Annotated in this window: 17 protein-coding genes; 5 read left to right on the forward strand and 12 right to left on the reverse strand. The window is 71.1% G+C overall.

Features of this window, described 5'->3' with window-relative positions; translation table 11 throughout:
* Positions 1 to 210 precede the first annotated feature (210 nt).
* Entirely contained in the window at positions 211 to 1,005 is a 795-nt protein-coding gene (locus OG446_RS17105; protein WP_328894861.1) for an SGNH/GDSL hydrolase family protein, read from the forward strand.
* A gap of 93 nt (positions 1,006 to 1,098) precedes the next feature.
* Here OG446_RS17105 and OG446_RS17110 read toward each other — a convergent pair whose 3' ends face one another.
* Together OG446_RS17110 and OG446_RS17115 are read right to left on the reverse strand one after the other, a co-directional pair.
* The gene (locus OG446_RS17110; protein ID WP_328894862.1) at positions 1,099 to 1,500 is read right to left on the reverse strand and encodes a nuclear transport factor 2 family protein; all 402 of its coding nucleotides are present in this window, start codon (positions 1,498 to 1,500) and stop codon (positions 1,099 to 1,101) included.
* A gap of 75 nt (positions 1,501 to 1,575) precedes the next feature.
* Positions 1,576 to 2,415, reverse strand: coding sequence for a class I SAM-dependent methyltransferase (locus tag OG446_RS17115; RefSeq protein ID WP_328894863.1), 840 nt, complete (start codon positions 2,413 to 2,415; stop codon positions 1,576 to 1,578).
* A 71-nt stretch (positions 2,416 to 2,486) separates the two neighbouring features.
* Between OG446_RS17115 and OG446_RS17120 the strand changes: the two genes are divergently transcribed.
* Positions 2,487 to 4,325 carry a S9 family peptidase gene (locus OG446_RS17120; RefSeq protein ID WP_328894864.1) on the forward strand — a complete coding sequence of 613 codons (1,839 nt, stop codon included), beginning with the start codon at positions 2,487 to 2,489 and terminating at the stop codon, positions 4,323 to 4,325.
* 83 nt (positions 4,326 to 4,408) lie between these two features.
* Positions 4,409 to 5,263, forward strand: coding sequence for an SURF1 family protein (locus OG446_RS17125; RefSeq protein WP_328894865.1), 855 nt, complete (start codon positions 4,409 to 4,411; stop codon positions 5,261 to 5,263).
* A gap of 75 nt (positions 5,264 to 5,338) precedes the next feature.
* Here the strand turns inward: OG446_RS17125 and OG446_RS17130 are convergent, their stop codons facing one another.
* From OG446_RS17130 to OG446_RS17150, 5 genes are all read right to left on the reverse strand, one after another.
* Positions 5,339 to 6,505, reverse strand: coding sequence for a hypothetical protein (locus OG446_RS17130; protein ID WP_328894866.1), 1,167 nt, complete (start codon positions 6,503 to 6,505; stop codon positions 5,339 to 5,341).
* 92 nt (positions 6,506 to 6,597) lie between these two features.
* Entirely contained in the window at positions 6,598 to 7,173 is a 576-nt protein-coding gene (locus tag OG446_RS17135) for a SigE family RNA polymerase sigma factor (RefSeq protein WP_148019926.1), read from the reverse strand.
* A gap of 359 nt (positions 7,174 to 7,532) precedes the next feature.
* Complete coding sequence (locus OG446_RS17140; RefSeq protein WP_328894867.1) at positions 7,533 to 8,597, reverse strand: aspartate-semialdehyde dehydrogenase; 1,065 nt, start codon at positions 8,595 to 8,597, stop codon at positions 7,533 to 7,535.
* Positions 8,594 to 9,865 (reverse strand): aspartate kinase, encoded by a 1,272-nt coding sequence (locus OG446_RS17145; RefSeq protein ID WP_328894868.1) that lies wholly within the window; start codon positions 9,863 to 9,865, stop codon positions 8,594 to 8,596. The genes OG446_RS17140 and OG446_RS17145 overlap by 4 nt, the downstream gene beginning before the upstream one ends.
* A 384-nt stretch (positions 9,866 to 10,249) precedes the next feature.
* Positions 10,250 to 10,615: a hypothetical protein gene (locus OG446_RS17150; protein WP_328894869.1), complete on the reverse strand. Its 366-nt coding sequence runs from the start codon at positions 10,613 to 10,615 to the stop codon at positions 10,250 to 10,252.
* On the opposite strand from OG446_RS17150, the gene OG446_RS17155 reads away from it, so the two are divergent.
* Positions 10,605 to 10,757, forward strand: a complete 153-nt coding sequence (locus OG446_RS17155) for a hypothetical protein (protein ID WP_328894870.1) — start codon at positions 10,605 to 10,607, stop codon at positions 10,755 to 10,757. The genes OG446_RS17150 and OG446_RS17155 overlap by 11 nt on opposite strands.
* Here the strand turns inward: OG446_RS17155 and OG446_RS17160 are convergent.
* The 3 genes from OG446_RS17160 to OG446_RS17170 all read right to left on the reverse strand — a co-directional run bounded on the left by OG446_RS17160 (position 10,750) and on the right by OG446_RS17170 (position 12,549).
* Entirely contained in the window at positions 10,750 to 11,409 is a 660-nt protein-coding gene (locus OG446_RS17160; protein ID WP_328894871.1) for a DUF5063 domain-containing protein, read from the reverse strand. The two genes, OG446_RS17155 and OG446_RS17160, sit on opposite strands and share 8 nt — an antisense overlap.
* 101 nt (positions 11,410 to 11,510) lie before the next feature.
* Positions 11,511 to 12,110: a recombination mediator RecR gene (gene recR / locus OG446_RS17165; protein ID WP_266780167.1), complete on the reverse strand. Its 600-nt coding sequence runs from the start codon at positions 12,108 to 12,110 to the stop codon at positions 11,511 to 11,513.
* 103 nt (positions 12,111 to 12,213) lie between these two features.
* A complete protein-coding gene (locus OG446_RS17170; RefSeq protein ID WP_148022075.1) occupies positions 12,214 to 12,549 on the reverse strand; it encodes a YbaB/EbfC family nucleoid-associated protein in 336 nt (111 codons plus the stop codon).
* Positions 12,550 to 12,943: 394 nt separating this feature from the next.
* On the opposite strand from OG446_RS17170, the gene OG446_RS17175 reads away from it, so the two are divergent.
* Positions 12,944 to 13,723 carry an SLATT domain-containing protein gene (locus OG446_RS17175; RefSeq protein ID WP_443050274.1) on the forward strand — a complete coding sequence of 260 codons (780 nt, stop codon included), beginning with the start codon at positions 12,944 to 12,946 and terminating at the stop codon, positions 13,721 to 13,723.
* Between the two features lie 101 nt (positions 13,724 to 13,824).
* Here the strand turns inward: OG446_RS17175 and OG446_RS17180 are convergent, their stop codons facing one another.
* Both OG446_RS17180 and OG446_RS17185 read right to left on the reverse strand, forming a co-directional pair.
* The gene (locus OG446_RS17180) at positions 13,825 to 14,475 is read right to left on the reverse strand and encodes a hypothetical protein (protein ID WP_328894873.1); all 651 of its coding nucleotides are present in this window, start codon (positions 14,473 to 14,475) and stop codon (positions 13,825 to 13,827) included.
* 163 nt (positions 14,476 to 14,638) lie between these two features.
* Complete coding sequence (locus OG446_RS17185) at positions 14,639 to 15,403, reverse strand: GntR family transcriptional regulator (RefSeq protein WP_328894874.1); 765 nt, start codon at positions 15,401 to 15,403, stop codon at positions 14,639 to 14,641.
* Between the last annotated feature and the right edge of the window lie 59 nt (positions 15,404 to 15,462).

Genomic DNA, 15,462 nt, shown 5'->3' on the forward strand with positions numbered 1-15,462 from the left:
TCCGAAGTGATGAGCAGATGGTCCTCAAACCTTTGTTTCAGGGTCAGTTGCAGGTTTATCTACGCGCGGAGCTATGACTACCGAACGATCATTAGGGCAAATCCGGCACGTTCTCGCGAAGCCATTACCGGCGGGTACCCGAAGCTGCTACAACAGGTGACGCTTCATCAATCCCCCACCCACCCCCCACACTTCGGAGGGCTGACAGCTATGTCAGTACGGAGATTCTGGGCATCCGCATCCACGCTGCTCCTCGCCGCAGCCGCTGCTCTCGGCATGGCCCAGCCGGCCTCGGCCGCCGCCGGCGGGTACGTCGCCCTGGGCGACTCGTACTCGTCCGGTGTCGGCGCCGGCAGCTATATGTCCGACAGCGGTGACTGCCGTCGCAGCACCAAGGCCTACCCCTACCTGTGGGCGGCGGCGAACTCCCCTTCGTCCTTCGCCTTCGTCGCCTGTTCGGGCGCCACCACGAGCTCCGTGGCGAGCAGTCAGCTCGGCTCACTGAGCTCGTCCACCGCGCTGGTCAGCGTCACCGCGGGCGGCAACGACGTCGGCTTCGCCGATGTCATGCAGGACTGCGTGCTGTCCGGTGAGGCCGCCTGCCTCGCCGGTGTCAGCACGGCCGTCGGCCAGATGAACAACACGCTGCCGTCGCGGCTGGGTTCGCTCTACTCGTCGATCCACTCCAAGGCCCCGCAGGCACACGTCGTGGTGCTGGGCTATCCGCGCTTCTACAAGATCGGCGGCAACTGCATCGCCGGTCTCACGGAGAAGGAGCGCACCGCCATCAACAACGCGTCCGACGTGCTGAACGGCGTCATCGCCAAGCAGGCGGCGAACGCCGGATTCACCTTCTCCAGCGTCGTCGACGAGTTTACCGGGCACGAGCTGTGCTCCGGCAGCCCGTGGCTCCACAGCGTCACGATCCCCATCTACAACTCGTACCACCCCAGGGACTCCGGCCAGCTGGGCGGCTATCTGCCCGCCTTCCGTTCGGTCGCGTAGGGTCGGCACGGTTGTACCGGGCGCGGCATCGCTTCGGAGTTCCCGGCTCCGAAGAGGTGCCGCGTCCGTGCGTACCGGTCGCTTCGCATCCGCTCAGTACCGCTCCACCAGATGCTCCCGGCCGGCCGGGGGCTCGTACGGCTCGGGCCAGAAGTCGGTGATCCCCGTGATCCGCCCCCGCGCGTCGAAGGTGAAGAAGTGGACGGCGTGCGACTCCTGGCCGCCCTCCGTGAACAGCGTCCGGACGGCGGCCTGCCGGCCGGCGCCGTCGGCCACGACCCGCTCGACACGCACCCGCCAGTCCCCCGGGTAATCCCGGTTGAACGCCATGTACCGCTCCTTGCCGCGGATGCGCTCGCGGGTCTGCGGCAGGTCGTACAGCACCTCGTCGGCGAGTGTCGCCCCGAAGGTGTCCCAGTCACGGACGTCGGCCGCGGTCCAGTACCTCTCGACCGTGGCACGCAGATCGGCCGTCGAATCAGCAGTCGTGGTCATGGTGCGAGTCTGGACCCGACCACTGACAATCGGTCCCGACCTTGGGCGAACGGGACCATCCGGCTGCCCGTCGCGCTATTGGCGGCCGGCCGGCCGGCTCGCCTTGACCGAGTACATCATCGGAATCCGCGGCCGCCCCGCCGGGAAGCGGTAGTAGCCGTCCGATGCGTGCTCCAGCACCGGGAACCGCGCGAAGAGCGACGCGTCGTGCTCGTGGAGGAAATCGATCCGCAGACCGGCCGCGGCCAGTGCGGAGACCACAGTGCCCACCGGGTGCTGCCATTCGACGCTGCGGTTGTGGACGGTCTGCGCGTCGGAGTCCGCGTACGTGCCCGGCGTCTCGTCCACCCACGCGTCGCGGGCGAAGTAGTCGTGCACGACGCGCGAACCGGTCGCGTCGTCGAGGCAGTCGGTGAACGGATGGAACTCCGCAAGATAGAGGAACCCGCCGGGCGCGACGAGGGAGGCAGCCGTCTCGGCCCAGCGGTCGATGTCGGGCAGCCAGTTCAGCGCGCCGATGCCCGTGTAGACGATGTCGTACGCGTCGTCCGGCACCGCCTGTGCCGCGTCGTGGACGTCGGCGGCGACGAAAGCCGCCCGGTCCGGGCCCATGCCCAGCTCCCGGGCGAGCGCGCGGGCGGTCTCGACGGCCGGTTCGGAGAAGTCGAGGCCGACGACCTGCGCGGCGCCGTGCCGGGCCCAGGACAGGGTGTCGACACCGATGTGGCACTGCAGGTGCAGCAGCGTCCGGCCGGTCACGTCCCCGACCTCGGCCAGCTCGAAGTCCCGCAGGGCGTCCTTGCCCGCGCGGAAGGAGTCGAGGTCGTAGAAGTCGCTTTCGGCATGGATGGGCACACGCTCATCCCACATCGCACGGTTGGCCTCGCGCCAGTCGGCGGGTATCGGAGCAAACATGTCGGCGAGGTTATCCACAGGCTGAGGACGACGCGAACGGTTTGTCGGCCCTCCGGCGCAGAATGGGGGGCATGACTGAGACCACTGGTTCGAGAGACGATTCCGCCCCGGCGTGGGAGCAGCGCTTCCGGGCCCCCCGGGTGTCGCTGCCCGACTGGGCGGAGGACGCGCCGGACCGCGCACTGTTCGTCTCCAACGCGACGGGGACGTACGAGCTGTACGCATGGGACCGGTCGACGGGCGGCCGGCGCCAGGTGACCGACCGGCCGAACGGGACGACGGACGGCGTGCTGACGCCGGACGGCGAGGCCGTGTGGTGGTTCAACGACACCGACGGGGACGAGTTCGGGGTGTGGATGCGCCAGCCGTTCGGTGCCGGGAGCGAGGGAGCGGTGGACGAGCCCGCGGCTCCCGGTCTCGATCCCTCCTACCCGGCCGGGCTCGCCATCGGACGCGACGGCACCGCGGTGATCGGCCGTTCGACGGACGAGGACGGCACGACGGTCCACGTCGTACGGCCCGGGGCGGCGCCCGTGGAGATCTACCGCCACCGCGAGTCGGCGGGGGTGGGCGACCTGTCGCACGACGGCTCGCTGATCGCGCTGGAGCACACCGAGCACGGCGACGCGATGCACTCCGCGCTGCGCGTGGTGCGGCCCGACGGCACCGCGGTCGCGGAGCTGGACGACACCGAGGGCGGCACGAAGGAGCTCGGCCTCACCGTCCTCGGCTTCGCGCCGGTCGCCGGGGACACCCGGCTGCTGGTCGGGCACCAGCGGCGCGGCCGCTGGGAGCCGATGATCTGGGACCCGGTGGCGGGCACGGAGACGGACCTGGCCATCGCTCTGCCCGGCGATGTCGGCGCCGAGTGGTATCCGGACGGCTCCGCGCTGCTGGTCGAGCACGGCTTCGAGGCCCGCAGCGAGCTCTGGCGGTACGAGCCGGCCGCGGCCGACGGGACCCTGGTGCGGGTGGAGACGCCCGCGGGTACGGTCTCGGGCGCCACGGCCCGGCCGGACGGCACGGTGGAGTACCTGTGGTCGTCGGCCGCCGAGCCGCCCGTCGTCCGCTCCACCACCGGCGCGGTGGTGCTCGATCCGCCCGGGGCGAAGGCCCCGGTGTCCGTCCCGGTCGAGGACGTGTGGGTGGACGGGCCCGGGGGCCGCATCCACGCGCTCGTCCAGCGCCCGGCCGCTCCGGCCGAGGGCCCGTTCCCGACCGTCTTCGAGATCCACGGCGGACCGACCTGGCACGACAGCGACGCCTTCGCGGCCGGACCGGCCGCCTGGGTGGACCACGGCTACGCGGTCGTCCGGGTCAACTACCGCGGATCGACCGGCTACGGGCGGGCCTGGACGGACGCGCTCAAGCACCGGGTCGGCCTGATCGAGCTGGAGGACATCGCTGCGGTGCGGGAGTGGGCGGTGAAGTCCGGCCTCGCGGACCCGGCGAAGCTCGTGCTGGCCGGCGGCTCGTGGGGCGGTTATCTGACGCTGCTCGGTCTCGGCACCCAGCCCGGCGACTGGGCCGTGGGCCTGGCCGCGGTCCCGGTCGCGGACTACGTCACGGCGTACCACGACGAGATGGAGGCCCTGAAGGCCATGGACCGCACGCTGCTGGGCGGTACTCCGGAAGAGGTGCCCGAGCGGTTCGAGGCCTCCTCGCCCCTCACCTACGTCGACGCCGTGCGGGCCCCCGTCTACATCTCGGCGGGCGTCAACGACCCGCGCTGCCCGATCCGCCAGGTGGAGAACTACGTCGACCGGCTGAAGGGCCGCGACGCCGTGCACGAGGTCTACCGGTACGACGCGGGCCACGGCTCGCTCGTGGTGGAGGAGCGCATCAAGCAGGTACGCCTGGAACTCGACTTCGCCCGGCGCCACCTGGGAGACCGGGGCGAGGGCGCCTGACGGTGGCGTAGGGGCCGGATAAAAGGCGGCGTACGGGGTGCCCCCGCTCCGGGGAGCCGGAGCGGGGACCGTACCGTGGAGGGGTGTACCGGTTCCTGCTGACCCCGCGATGGTGGGGGATCAACCTCTTCGTCGTGCTGGCCATCCCGTTCTGCGTGTTCATGGGCACCTGGCAGCTCGGCCGCTTCGAGGACCGCGTGCAGACGCACGAGGCCGCCGAGAAGCAGCCCGCGCCCGGCTCGATGGCCGCCGAGCCGCTCGACGAGCTGCTGCCCGTCGACACGGTGACCTCCGGCCGTCCCGCGACCGCCAGCGGCCGGTACGCCGATCAGTTCCTGGTGCCCGGCCGGAAGCTGGGCGACCGCAGTGGCTTCTACGTGCTGGACATGCTGCGCACCGACAGCGGCAAGGCCCTGCCGGTGGTACGCGGCTGGCTGCCCGGGGAGGCCGGGCGGACCCCGGTGCCGGCCGCACCAACCGGCCGGGTCACCGTGACCGGCGACCTCCAGGCCTCGGAGAACACGGGGACGGACGGCGTCGACGCGAAGGGCGGCCTTCCCGACGGCCAGGTCGGCATGATCAGCGCCGCGTCCCTGGTCAACCTCGTGCAGTACGACGTCTACGACGCCTGGGTGACCCTCCAGGACACCGGCGCCCGCACGGGTGCGTCCGGGACCGACGCGTCCGGGACCGCCGATGCCGCCCTGATCGACGCGCCGGGAAAGGGCGGAGCCGAGCTTCGTCCCGTGCCGGCCGCCGCGCCGGAGGGCAGCGGGCTCGACCTGAAGGCGTTCCAGAACCTCGGCTACACGGGTGAGTGGTTCGTCTTCGCCGCGTTCGTCGTCTTCATGTGGTTCCGGCTGCTCCGGCGCGAGGCCGAAGCAGCCCGGGACCTGAAACTCGGTCTCGTCGCCGACGAGGAGACCCGGGCGAGCTGACCCGCCCGCGCCCCGGAGGCACGCGGCGCCCAGCGGCTCCGGCGGACCCCCGCGAGCCGAGGCACACCCCCGCGCCTACGACGACGGGGGTGCCAGCACGCCCGTCCGGTAGATCGTGCCCGCGCAGGCGTTGGCGATCGTCGTCTCGGCGACCGGCGCCCCCGGCTCGGGTGTGTGCATCACGGACACGGTGCCCTTGGCCGCACCGTCGCCCTCGTCGCTGCCGAGCTGCGTCTCCGTACCCGCTTCGCCGTCCCCGGTCCCGCTGCCCGTCGTGGAGCCGGCCGCGACCCCGGTACTGCCGGCCGCTCCGTCCGTGGGCGTAGGGGAGGGTGAGGCGCCGGTGGTCGGACAGGTCTCCTGGGGCACCCAGGCGAACTGCACCTCGTAGGCCATGGTCGGCTTCAGGAGCACGGTCGCCTCCTCCTGCGCGGGATCGGGCAGTCCGGACGCCGGATCCCCCTGCGTGTGCCGGACGACCACGATCCTGGCCGGGTCGGCCGCCCCCGCCGCCGCGAATCCCACCGTGCCGCCGCTGCTCACCGAGCAGTCCTTGCCGGACACGTTGGCGATGCGGAAGGTCCCGTACACCGTGCCGTCGGCACCGACCGCGCCGGTGCCGGCCGAGACGACCCCGAGCTGATCCGGGGCACAGGCCGGCATGACGACCTCCTTACTGGCGGACGGATCGTCCGCGGAGCCGCCGTTCGTCTCCTCGCCCGCGCCCTGGCCGCTGCTGTCGGAGGGGGTCGCCGTGGTGTCCGGAAGGCCCTGAGTACCGCTCTGCTGCCCGTCGCTGCCGCCGGTGCCGCCCCCGTTGCCGGACTCCGCGCCGGGCTTGTCGCCGTTGCCGCCCTGCGCCTGCTCACCGTGACCGGCGATGGCGGGGCTGGCCGCGTTGGAGCCCTCGGAGCCGGCCACATGGACGAAGGCGGGGACCGCGGTACCGATGAGCAGGGCGGCCGCAGCCACCCCGACGAGCGCCTGCCGGCGCCGCGCACGTCGGGCGGGCACCGCGCGGTACAGATGGTCGAGGGTGCCGTCGCTCGGTTCGAGGCCCTGCACGGCGCCGCGCATCATCCGGCGCAGCGCGGCCTCGTCGAGGAGGTCATCGCCGAGGGATCCGGATCCCGGACCGAACAGACCGGAAGCGGCGCCATCGGCGCCCGACGGCGCCCCCTGGCCCGCTTCCCGGCCCGATTCGCCGTCCCTGTGCGGAGTGTTCTCCGGCCCGTGGTTCACAATTCCGTTTCCAGTCCGGTCATTCCGATGTCCGCGGGCAGGCCGGCCCCGGTTCCCGTCGTCGTGCAGGTGATCGTCGTCGTGACGCCCGCTCATGCCTGCGCCTCCATCACCACGCGCAGCGCCGCGATGCCGCGGGAACCGTACGCCTTCACCGAGCCCAGGGATATCCCCAGCGTCTCGGCGACCTGCGCCTCGGTCATGTCCGCGAAGTAGCGCAGCACCAGCACCTCCCGCTGGCGCCGTTGCAGCCCCCGCATCGCCTTGATCAGCGCGTCCCGCTCCAGCTGGTCGTACGCCCCCTCCTCCGCGCTCGCCATGTCCGGCATGGGCTTGGAGAGCAGCTTCAGCCCGAGGATGCGCCGGCGCAGCGCGGAGCGGGAGAGGTTGACGACGGTCTGGCGCAGGTACGCAAGCGTCTTCTCGGGCTCGCGTACCCGGTTGCGCGCCGAATGAACGCGGATGAACGCTTCCTGCACGACGTCCTCACAGGACGCCGTGTCGTCCAGCAGCAGGGCGGCGAGGCCGAGCAGCGAACGGTAGTGGGCGCGGTAGGTCTCGGTGAGATGGTCGACGGTGGTTCCGGCTGCCACGCTCTCCTCAGCGCCCTCGCGTTGCGACGGCAGCCCCGCGGCGCGCGTTGCGGGCATGGGCGCGATCACCGGCATACCACCGGACGCGCGGGGCCGTCTGAGCGGTCGCACCGAAGCGCCGCGCAGGGGGCCCACCACTGTGATATCGAGAACCTCTGCCACGCCAGTTGGACACGTTTCCCCCCGTCAGGGTTGTACGCATACGGCACCGCGTTTGGCTCCATGCGATAAGCCCTCATACGTACCCGATCTTCCCCAAATGCCCCGAATATGCGCCCCGCTGCGCAAGAAGTGACCGCTCAGACGCCTGCCGGCCGGCCGGCGGTTGCGACGAGCCGAAAGGTCATCGTCGGCCACCGCGATACCCCAGCTCAAGAGGTTCAGACCAGCAACTTGCTCACAGGGCATTCACAGAGCGTACAAAACAGGTTCGATCAGGACCGGGGAAATTCCGCAGCGACCGCTTCGGCGATCTGCGCCACGTTCAGCGCCGCCCCCTTACGGAGGTTGTCACCGCAGAGGAAGAGTTCCAGCGCCCGGGGATCGTCCAGCGAGCGGCGGACCCGGCCGACCCAGGTGGGATCGGTGCCCACCACATCGGACGGGGTGGGGAAGTCACCGGCTCCGGGGTTGTCGTAGAGCACCACGCCCGGCGCGGTGGCCAGGATCTCGTGGGCCCGGTCGACCGCGACCTCGTTCTCGAAGCGGACGTGCACGGACATCGAGTGCGTGGCGATCACCGGCACGTACACACAGGTCGCCGAGACCTTCAGGGAGGGCAGATCGAGGATCTTGCGGCACTCGTCGCGGATCGCCAGTTCCTCGGACGACCAGCCGTCGCCCGCGTCCGTACCGGCCCACGGCACGACGTTGAGGGCCACCGGTGCGGCGAACGGGCCGCCGTCCGTGTCGCCCACGACGCGGCGCACGTCGCCCGGCTTCGTACCGAGTTCGGTGCCGGCCACCATCGACAGCTGTTCGCGCAGGACCGCGACGCCGTCGCGCCCGGCTCCGCTCACGGCCTGGTAGGACGAGACGACCAGTTCCCGCAGCCCGAACTCGGCGTGCAGGGCGCCGACCGCGACGATCAGCGACAGCGTCGTGCAGTTCGGGCTCGCGACGATGCCGCGCGGCCTGATCCGTACGGCATGGGGGTTGATCTCGGGCACGACCAGCGGGACCTCGCCGTCCATCCGGAAGGCCGCGGAGTCGTCGATGACGACCGTGCCCTTGGACGCGGCGAGCGGCGCCCAGCGTGCGGACACCTCGTCGGGCACCAGGAAGAGCGCCACGTCGACGTCGTCGAAGACGTCCTCGGTGAGTCCGAGGACCTCGGTCTCCTCACCGCGCACGACCAGCTTGCGGCCGACGAGACTCGGTGAGGCGATCAGTTTCACCTCGCCCCAGACATCCGCGTGTTCCGAGAGGATCTGGAGCATGACGCCGCCGATCGCCCCGGTCGCGCCGACGACCGCGAGCGAAGGGCGGCGTGCGGTCATCGGCCGGTGCCCCCGTACACGACTGCCTCGTCGGAGTCGCTGTCGAGACCGAAGGCGGTGTGCACGGCGCGCACGGCCTCGTTGACGTCGTCGGCGCGGGTGACCACCGAGATGCGGATCTCGGAAGTCGAGATCAGCTCGATGTTCACGCCGACATCGGACAGCGCCTCGAAGAAGCCCGCGGTGACCCCCGGGTTGGTCTTCATACCCGCGCCGACCAGGGAGATCTTGGCGATCTGGTCGTCGTAGCGCAGCGACTCGAAGCCGATGCCGGCCCGGTTGCGCTCCAGGGCGTCGATGGCCTTGCGGCCCTCCGCCTTGGGGAGCGTGAAGGTGATGTCGGTCAGACCGGTCGACGCGGCGGAGACGTTCTGCACCACCATGTCCATGTTGATCTCGGCGTCCGCGATCGCGCGGAAGATCGCCGCTGCCTCGCCCGGCTTGTCGGGCACGCCGACGACCGTGACCTTGGCCTCGGAGACGTCGTGGGCGACTCCGGAGATGATGGCGTGCTCCACCTGCTGGTCCCCTTGCGGCTCGTTGCTGACCCAGGTTCCGCGCAGTCCCGAGAAGGACGAGCGGACGTGGATCGGAATGTTGTAGCGGCGTGCGTACTCCACACAGCGGTGCAGCAGCACCTTGGAACCGGACGCGGCCAGTTCCAGCATGTCCTCGAAGGAGATCCAGTCGATCTTCCGGGCCTTCTTCACGACCCGCGGGTCGGCGGTGAAGACACCGTCCACATCGGTGTAGATCTCACAGACCTCGGCGTCCAGCGCCGCCGCGAGCGCCACCGCGGTGGTGTCCGACCCGCCGCGGCCGAGGGTCGTGATGTTCTTGCCCTCCTGGCTGACGCCCTGGAACCCTGCGACGATGGCGATGTTGCCCTCGTCGATCGAGGTCCGGATGCGGCCGGGCGTGACATCGATGATGCGCGCTTTGTTGTGGACCGAGTCGGTGATGACACCGGCCTGGCTGCCCGTGAAGGACTGGGCCTCGTGGCCCAGGTTTTTGATCGCCATGGCCAGCAGGGCCATGGAGATCCGCTCCCCGGCGGTCAGCAGCATGTCGAACTCACGCCCGGCCGGCATCGGAGATACCTGCTCGGCGAGATCGATCAACTCGTCCGTCGTGTCACCCATCGCGGACACCACGACAACCACCTGGTTGCCGTTCTTCTTGGCGTCGACGACTCGCTTGGCGACCCGCTTGATGCCCTCGGCATCGGCTACGGAGGAGCCTCCGTACTTCTGCACGACAAGGCCCACGTGCGCTCCTCGCTCAATCCATTTATCGCGGTCGGCTCAGTTTAACGAGCAGTCCGGAAACGCCCCGTTAATACCACATGCTGAGATGTCCCGCTCACCACGTGATCATCGGCGTGTCGCTCCGAACTGCTCGTACGAGGCTGCTGCCCTGTGATCGCGCGCCCACTCCCCCATGTGGCCCAGCCCACACCGAGGCGGTGCGTAGGCCGCTGCCGGTCCGTCCAGGGCTACGGCCCCGATTCGGGGAGCCGGGCCCGGCCGAGGCGGCTCGCGGGCGCCGCTGCCGGGCAGGACTGTGGGGCACGGCCGGGTCGGCCGTGCCCCACGACCCGTCCGGTCGGGCAGCGTCTGCCGGTCAGTGGCGAGCCGCTCCGCCACGCACCGTCAGCCGTCCGCGCCGCCGGGTCGTGAGTACCGCCCCGGCGGCCACCAGCACCACCGCGACGATTCCCGGCCACCACCCGGTGACGCCACCGGTCTCGGCCAGATTCCCGCCTCCGCCGCCGTGGCCGCCGTCACCGTGGCCGCCGCCGTGGCCGCCGTCGCCACCGCCAGGCGGCTTTCGTCGAGCGTGCAGGACGCGGGCACCTCCACGGTCTCGGCGATCGTCGTGGTGCCACCGGCGGCGTAGCCCTCCCGGGTGACACCCCACTCCTGGGCGGAGGCGCCCGCTCCGGCAGGTCCCGTCAGCGTGAGGTCCGCGTCGAGACCGTCCGGGCGGTCCTCGTGGTCGTACGCCGTGCCGTCCACCGTCCACTTCTTCGTCGGCGTACCGGCACTGAAGGGGCACACCTGGCCCCTGATGTGGCAGTCCCGGCCCACGCCGACGACCCCCATCGTCGACGCCGGCCGACTGCTCGAAGCCCTGGCGGACGCCCCGTCCCCTACTTGACCGGGCGCAGCCCCAGCGGGCCCGCAATCTCCTCGACCATGACGCGGCCCGCCTCCTCGGCCAGGTCGTCGTCGCCGGCGTCCTGGTCGGTGTCCAGGCCGTCGAGCTCCTGGAGGGGCTGGTTCAGCCGGATGTGCGCGATCAGCGACTGGAGCGCGCGCAGGGCGGCGGAGGCGGTGGAGCCCCAGTTGGAGAAGTACGAGAACTGCCACCACCACAGGGCCTCGGTGGTGCGGTCCTCCTCGTAGTGGGCCAGGCCGTGGCGCAGGTCCGTGACCAGGTCGGCCAGGTCGTCCGAGATGCGCGCCGGGACCGGGGCCTTGCGGGGCTCGTACGGGTCGAAGACCTCGGAGTAGACGTCGATCGGCTCCAGCAGGGTCGCGAACCGCTCGCGCAGCCCGTCCGCGTCCGGCTCGGCGCCCAGGTCCGGCTCGTAGCGCTCGTCGGGAAGGATGTCCTCGTACGCGCCCAGCCGGCCGCCCGCCAGGAGAAGCTGGGAGACCTGGAGGAGCAGCACCGGAACGGCTTCCTCCGGCTCCTCGACGTGGGACACCTCGGTGACCGCGACGATGAACGTCTTGATCTGGTCGGCGATCTGGACGGCGAAGTCGTCCGGGTCCTGAGTGACAGTGTTCAGCGTGGCGTCAGACATCGAGGAGACCTCCCATGAGCACGGTCGCAGACGGTGGGAAGAAGATAACGGCGCTGAACGTAAAGCCGTCGTGAGACTGCGGAAGAACGGCCGGAAGGCGATCAGACATCGAGCAGGCGCCTCCCCTCGAAGGCGCGGCCGAGGGTGACCTCGTCCGCGTACTCCAGGTCGCCGCCCACCGGCAGGCCGCTGGCCAGCCGGGTGACGCGCAGGCCCATCGGTTTGACCATCCGCGCCAGGTACGTCGCGGTGGCCTCGCCCTCCAGATTGGGATCGGTCGCCAGGATCAGCTCGGTGATGGAGCCGTCGGCGAGGCGGGCCAGCAGTTCGCGGATGCGCAGATCGTCCGGGCCGACGCCCTCGATGGGGCTGATCGCCCCGCCCAGCACGTGGTAGCGGCCCCGGAACTCACGGGTCCGCTCGATCGCCACGACGTCCTTCGGCTCCTCGACCACGCAGATGACCGTCCGGTCGCGGCGCGGGTCGCGGCAGATGCCGCACTCCTCCTGCTGGGCCACGTTGCCGCAGACGGCGCAGAAGCGGACCTTGTCCTTGACCTCCAGGAGGGCATGGGCGAGACGGCGCACGTCCGTGGGCTCGGCCTGCAGGATGTGGAAGGCGATCCGCTGCGCGCTCTTGGGACCGACGCCGGGCAGCCTGCCCAACTCGTCGATGAGGTCCTGAACCACGCCTTCGTACAACGGATCGCCTTTCGGGCCGGGTCGGCTGCTGCGTCGTGGTACGTACCGTAGGGGGTGCGTACCGTCTTGGACATGTCCGCGGTCGTGTGCGGTGTATCCGGGGTCAGAAGGGGAGGCCGGGCATGCCGCCCAGGCCCTGGGTGAGCGGGCCCAGCTTCTGCTGCTGGAGCTGCTGGGCGTTCTCGTTCGCCGCCTGGACCGCCGCCACGACGAGGTCCGCGAGTGTCTCGGTGTCCTCCGGATCCACCGCCTTCGGGTCGATCACCAGGCCGCGCAGCTCGCCGGAGCCGTTGACCGTCGCCTTCACCAGGCCACCGCCCGCCTGGCCGTCGACCTCGGTCCTGGCCAGCTCCTCCTGGGCCTGGGCGAGGTCCTGCTGCATCTTCTGGGCCTGCTGAAGCAGCTGCTGCATGTTGGGCTGACCACCACCGGGAATCACGGTCACTCCAGGCATTTCGACGACAAATGTTTCGGTAAGCCGAGCCTACGTGCTCCCCGGGCGGCGCGCCCCACCCGCTGGCGAGCAACTCTTTCGAGTGAGTCCTCGCGACCCATGGCGGGGCTCCTATACCTGACCAGAGGCCCTGTGCACCCGGGAATACCGCGATTTCGACCCCACGGCCCACCATTCGGCGGTAGGAAGGGGTGCGTCCCGGTACGCGCACGCGTCTCTCCCGTCACGCAAGGTTACGCACGGGGGACTGCGGGTCGCACCGAGGGCCAGTGAGCAGCGAGTGCACAGAGAGCAGAGATCCGCCCATCGTCGAGTACGCGGTCGAGAACACGCGTCGCTATGCAGCATGCAGAGGAGTACCCCGGTGAGTCAGCCGGAGATGCAGCCCGAGGGGCCGCCCCGCAACGAATCCGGTGTGCCCGGTCCGGCCACTCCTTCCGGTGCGGGCTCCGGCGCTCGGAACCGTGAGACGCAGGGCAGGGATCTGACCGGGACGCCGTTCCCCCTCGGCGACTGGGGCGAACCCGCCCAGCGGCTCGACGAGCTGTACCGGTGGGTCGAGGCCGACGCGCTGCGCACCGCCGACTGGTATCTGGGCGACCGGGTGTGGAAGCGGCGCGGCGCACGGGCGCTGCGGCTGGGGACGGCGGCCGGGGTGGTCGCGGGAGCCGCGCTGCCGCTGCTGGACCTGACGGGCGCGCTGCACGGCGCTGCGGGCTGGGGGTATCTGTCGCTGCTGCTGGGCGCGGCGTGCATGGCGTGCGACCGGTACTTCGGCCTGACCTCGGGCTGGATAAGGAATCTCGCCACGGCCCAGGCCGTACAGCGCAGGCTCCAGGTGCTCCAGTTCGACTGGGCGTCGGAGTGCGTGCGCGAGGTGCTCGGCCCGGCCGAGGGGACGGCGAGCGAGGCGGCCGAACGGTGCCTGGGGGTGCTGCGGCGCTTCTCGGAGGACATCACGGAACTCGTGCGGTCGGAGACCGCGGACTGGATGGTGGAGTTCCGGGCCGGTCCCGCCCCGATGGGCATGCAGGCGCTGGTCTCGGGCGGCTCGGGCGGCGGGCGCGCGGAGCCGGGGGTCCAGCCGGGACGGTTCCCGTTGCAGTCGATGGGCCGGCCGAACATGCCGCGGCAGCGGCCGCCGGAGTCCCCGCGGTGACCGGTCACCGGTGAGCACCGCGGGGAATGGCAGGGTCCGCGCCCGACAGCCGGTCAGCTGGCCAGCCGGTCAGCCGGTCAGCCGGTCAGCCGGTCAGCCGGTCAGCTGAAGATGATCATCGAGCCCTGGGCGAGACTGCGGGTGGCCGCCGCGTGCAGGCCGAGCCAGACGTGGCGTTCCCGGGCGAACGGGTTGTTGTCGTACGGGACCGGCATCGCCGGTTCCTCCAGCGAGGTGGGCCCGGCGGGCGGCAGCGGGGCCGGCGGCGGGTTGGCCGGGTCGATGCCGATGGACGGGGCGACGAACTGCAGCTCGCGCAGCAGTCCGTATGCCGAGCCGAGCGGACCGCCACCCTCCAGCAGGGCGTCGGTGGACAGCGGCACGGCGAAGTCCACGGGGACGTACGCGCCCGCGTGGTCGTAGTGCCACACCAGGTGCGACTGATGGGCGGTCGGCTCGAACATCTCCAGCAACTGCTCGTAGTCCCCGCCCAGTTCGTCGACGGGGGTGACGGCGAGGCCGCTGAGCTGGAGGAGATAGGCACGGCGCAGGAAGTGCAGCGCGTCGTAGTCGAAGCCCGCGATCGGGGCCACGTCACCGGTCAGGCCGGGCATGTACGCGTAGACGGGCACGGGCGGCAGCCCTGCCTCACCGAGCGCTTTGTCGTAGACGGCTATCTCTTCGGCGAAGGGGTTGTCGGGGCTGTGGCACAGCACATCGACGAGGGGGACCAGCCACAGGTCACAGGCCACGAAGTCTCGCTCTCATGCGGGGATGCGTGCGGTGGTGCGATGGTCGGGACAGCGTAATGCGGTCGGGGCGTCGCGGACAGTGGCCCATCGGGACCGGCTCGCGCCTGTTCCGCCCGGCGTGCCCGAGGGGGCGTGCCCTGCTCGCCCCGCCCGTCCGAACCGTTCAGTGCGTGGGGCGGGACCCGTCCGCGGGCCCGTCCCGCCCGTCCGGCCGGGGCGCGCCCCCCGGACGGGCCGGATCCCGGGCCGCCAGCCAGTCCGCCCAGTTCAGGGAGTGGTTGTTGTAGTCCTCGACGGCCCTGCGCAGGGCGTCACGGTCGCGGTGCGAGATCGCGGCGACGAGTTCGGGGTGCCCGTTCCACAGCCAGTTCCGCGCGTCGGCGTCGCCCCGCAGGTACGGCACGGCGAACACCCACGCGTGGACGCGCAGCCGATGGAGGAAGTCGGTGATGTAGGTGTTGCCCACGAGGGCGCCCAGTTCGCGCCAGAAGCGCAGGTCGTAGCCGATCAGGATGTCCAGGTCGCCGCCCCGCGCCGCGCGGGAGGCCTCCTCGGCCCGGCGGCGTACGGAGACGAGCGCGTCCCGGTGGACGGCCTGGCGTGCGGAGCCGGGGAGCGGCCCCGCGAAGACGTCCCGGATGACCCCGTCCATGACCAGGGTGCGGGCCTCCACCATCGCGCGGTAGTCCGCGACGGTGAACTCGTGGACGCGGAAGCCGCGGTGCTGGTCGGATTCGAGCAGGCCCTGCGCGGAGAGGTCGAAGAGCGCCTCGCGGACGGGCGTCGCGGAGACCCCGTACTGCTCGGCGATCTGCTTGACGGTGAACTCCCGTCCCGGCTGCAAACGCCCGGCGAGCACCTCGTCACGCAGCGCGTCCGCGATCTGCTGCCGCAGCGTACTGCGTGTGACAGCTCCGCTCGCGCGCATGGCGCCCCTCCCCGTTTCGGCCTCGGGTCACCTTAGACGAGGGCGGCGGGAAGGGGCGC

The sequence above is a fragment of the Streptomyces sp. NBC_00236 genome (genome assembly GCF_036195045.1).
Lineage (GTDB): Bacteria > Actinomycetota > Actinomycetes > Streptomycetales > Streptomycetaceae > Streptomyces.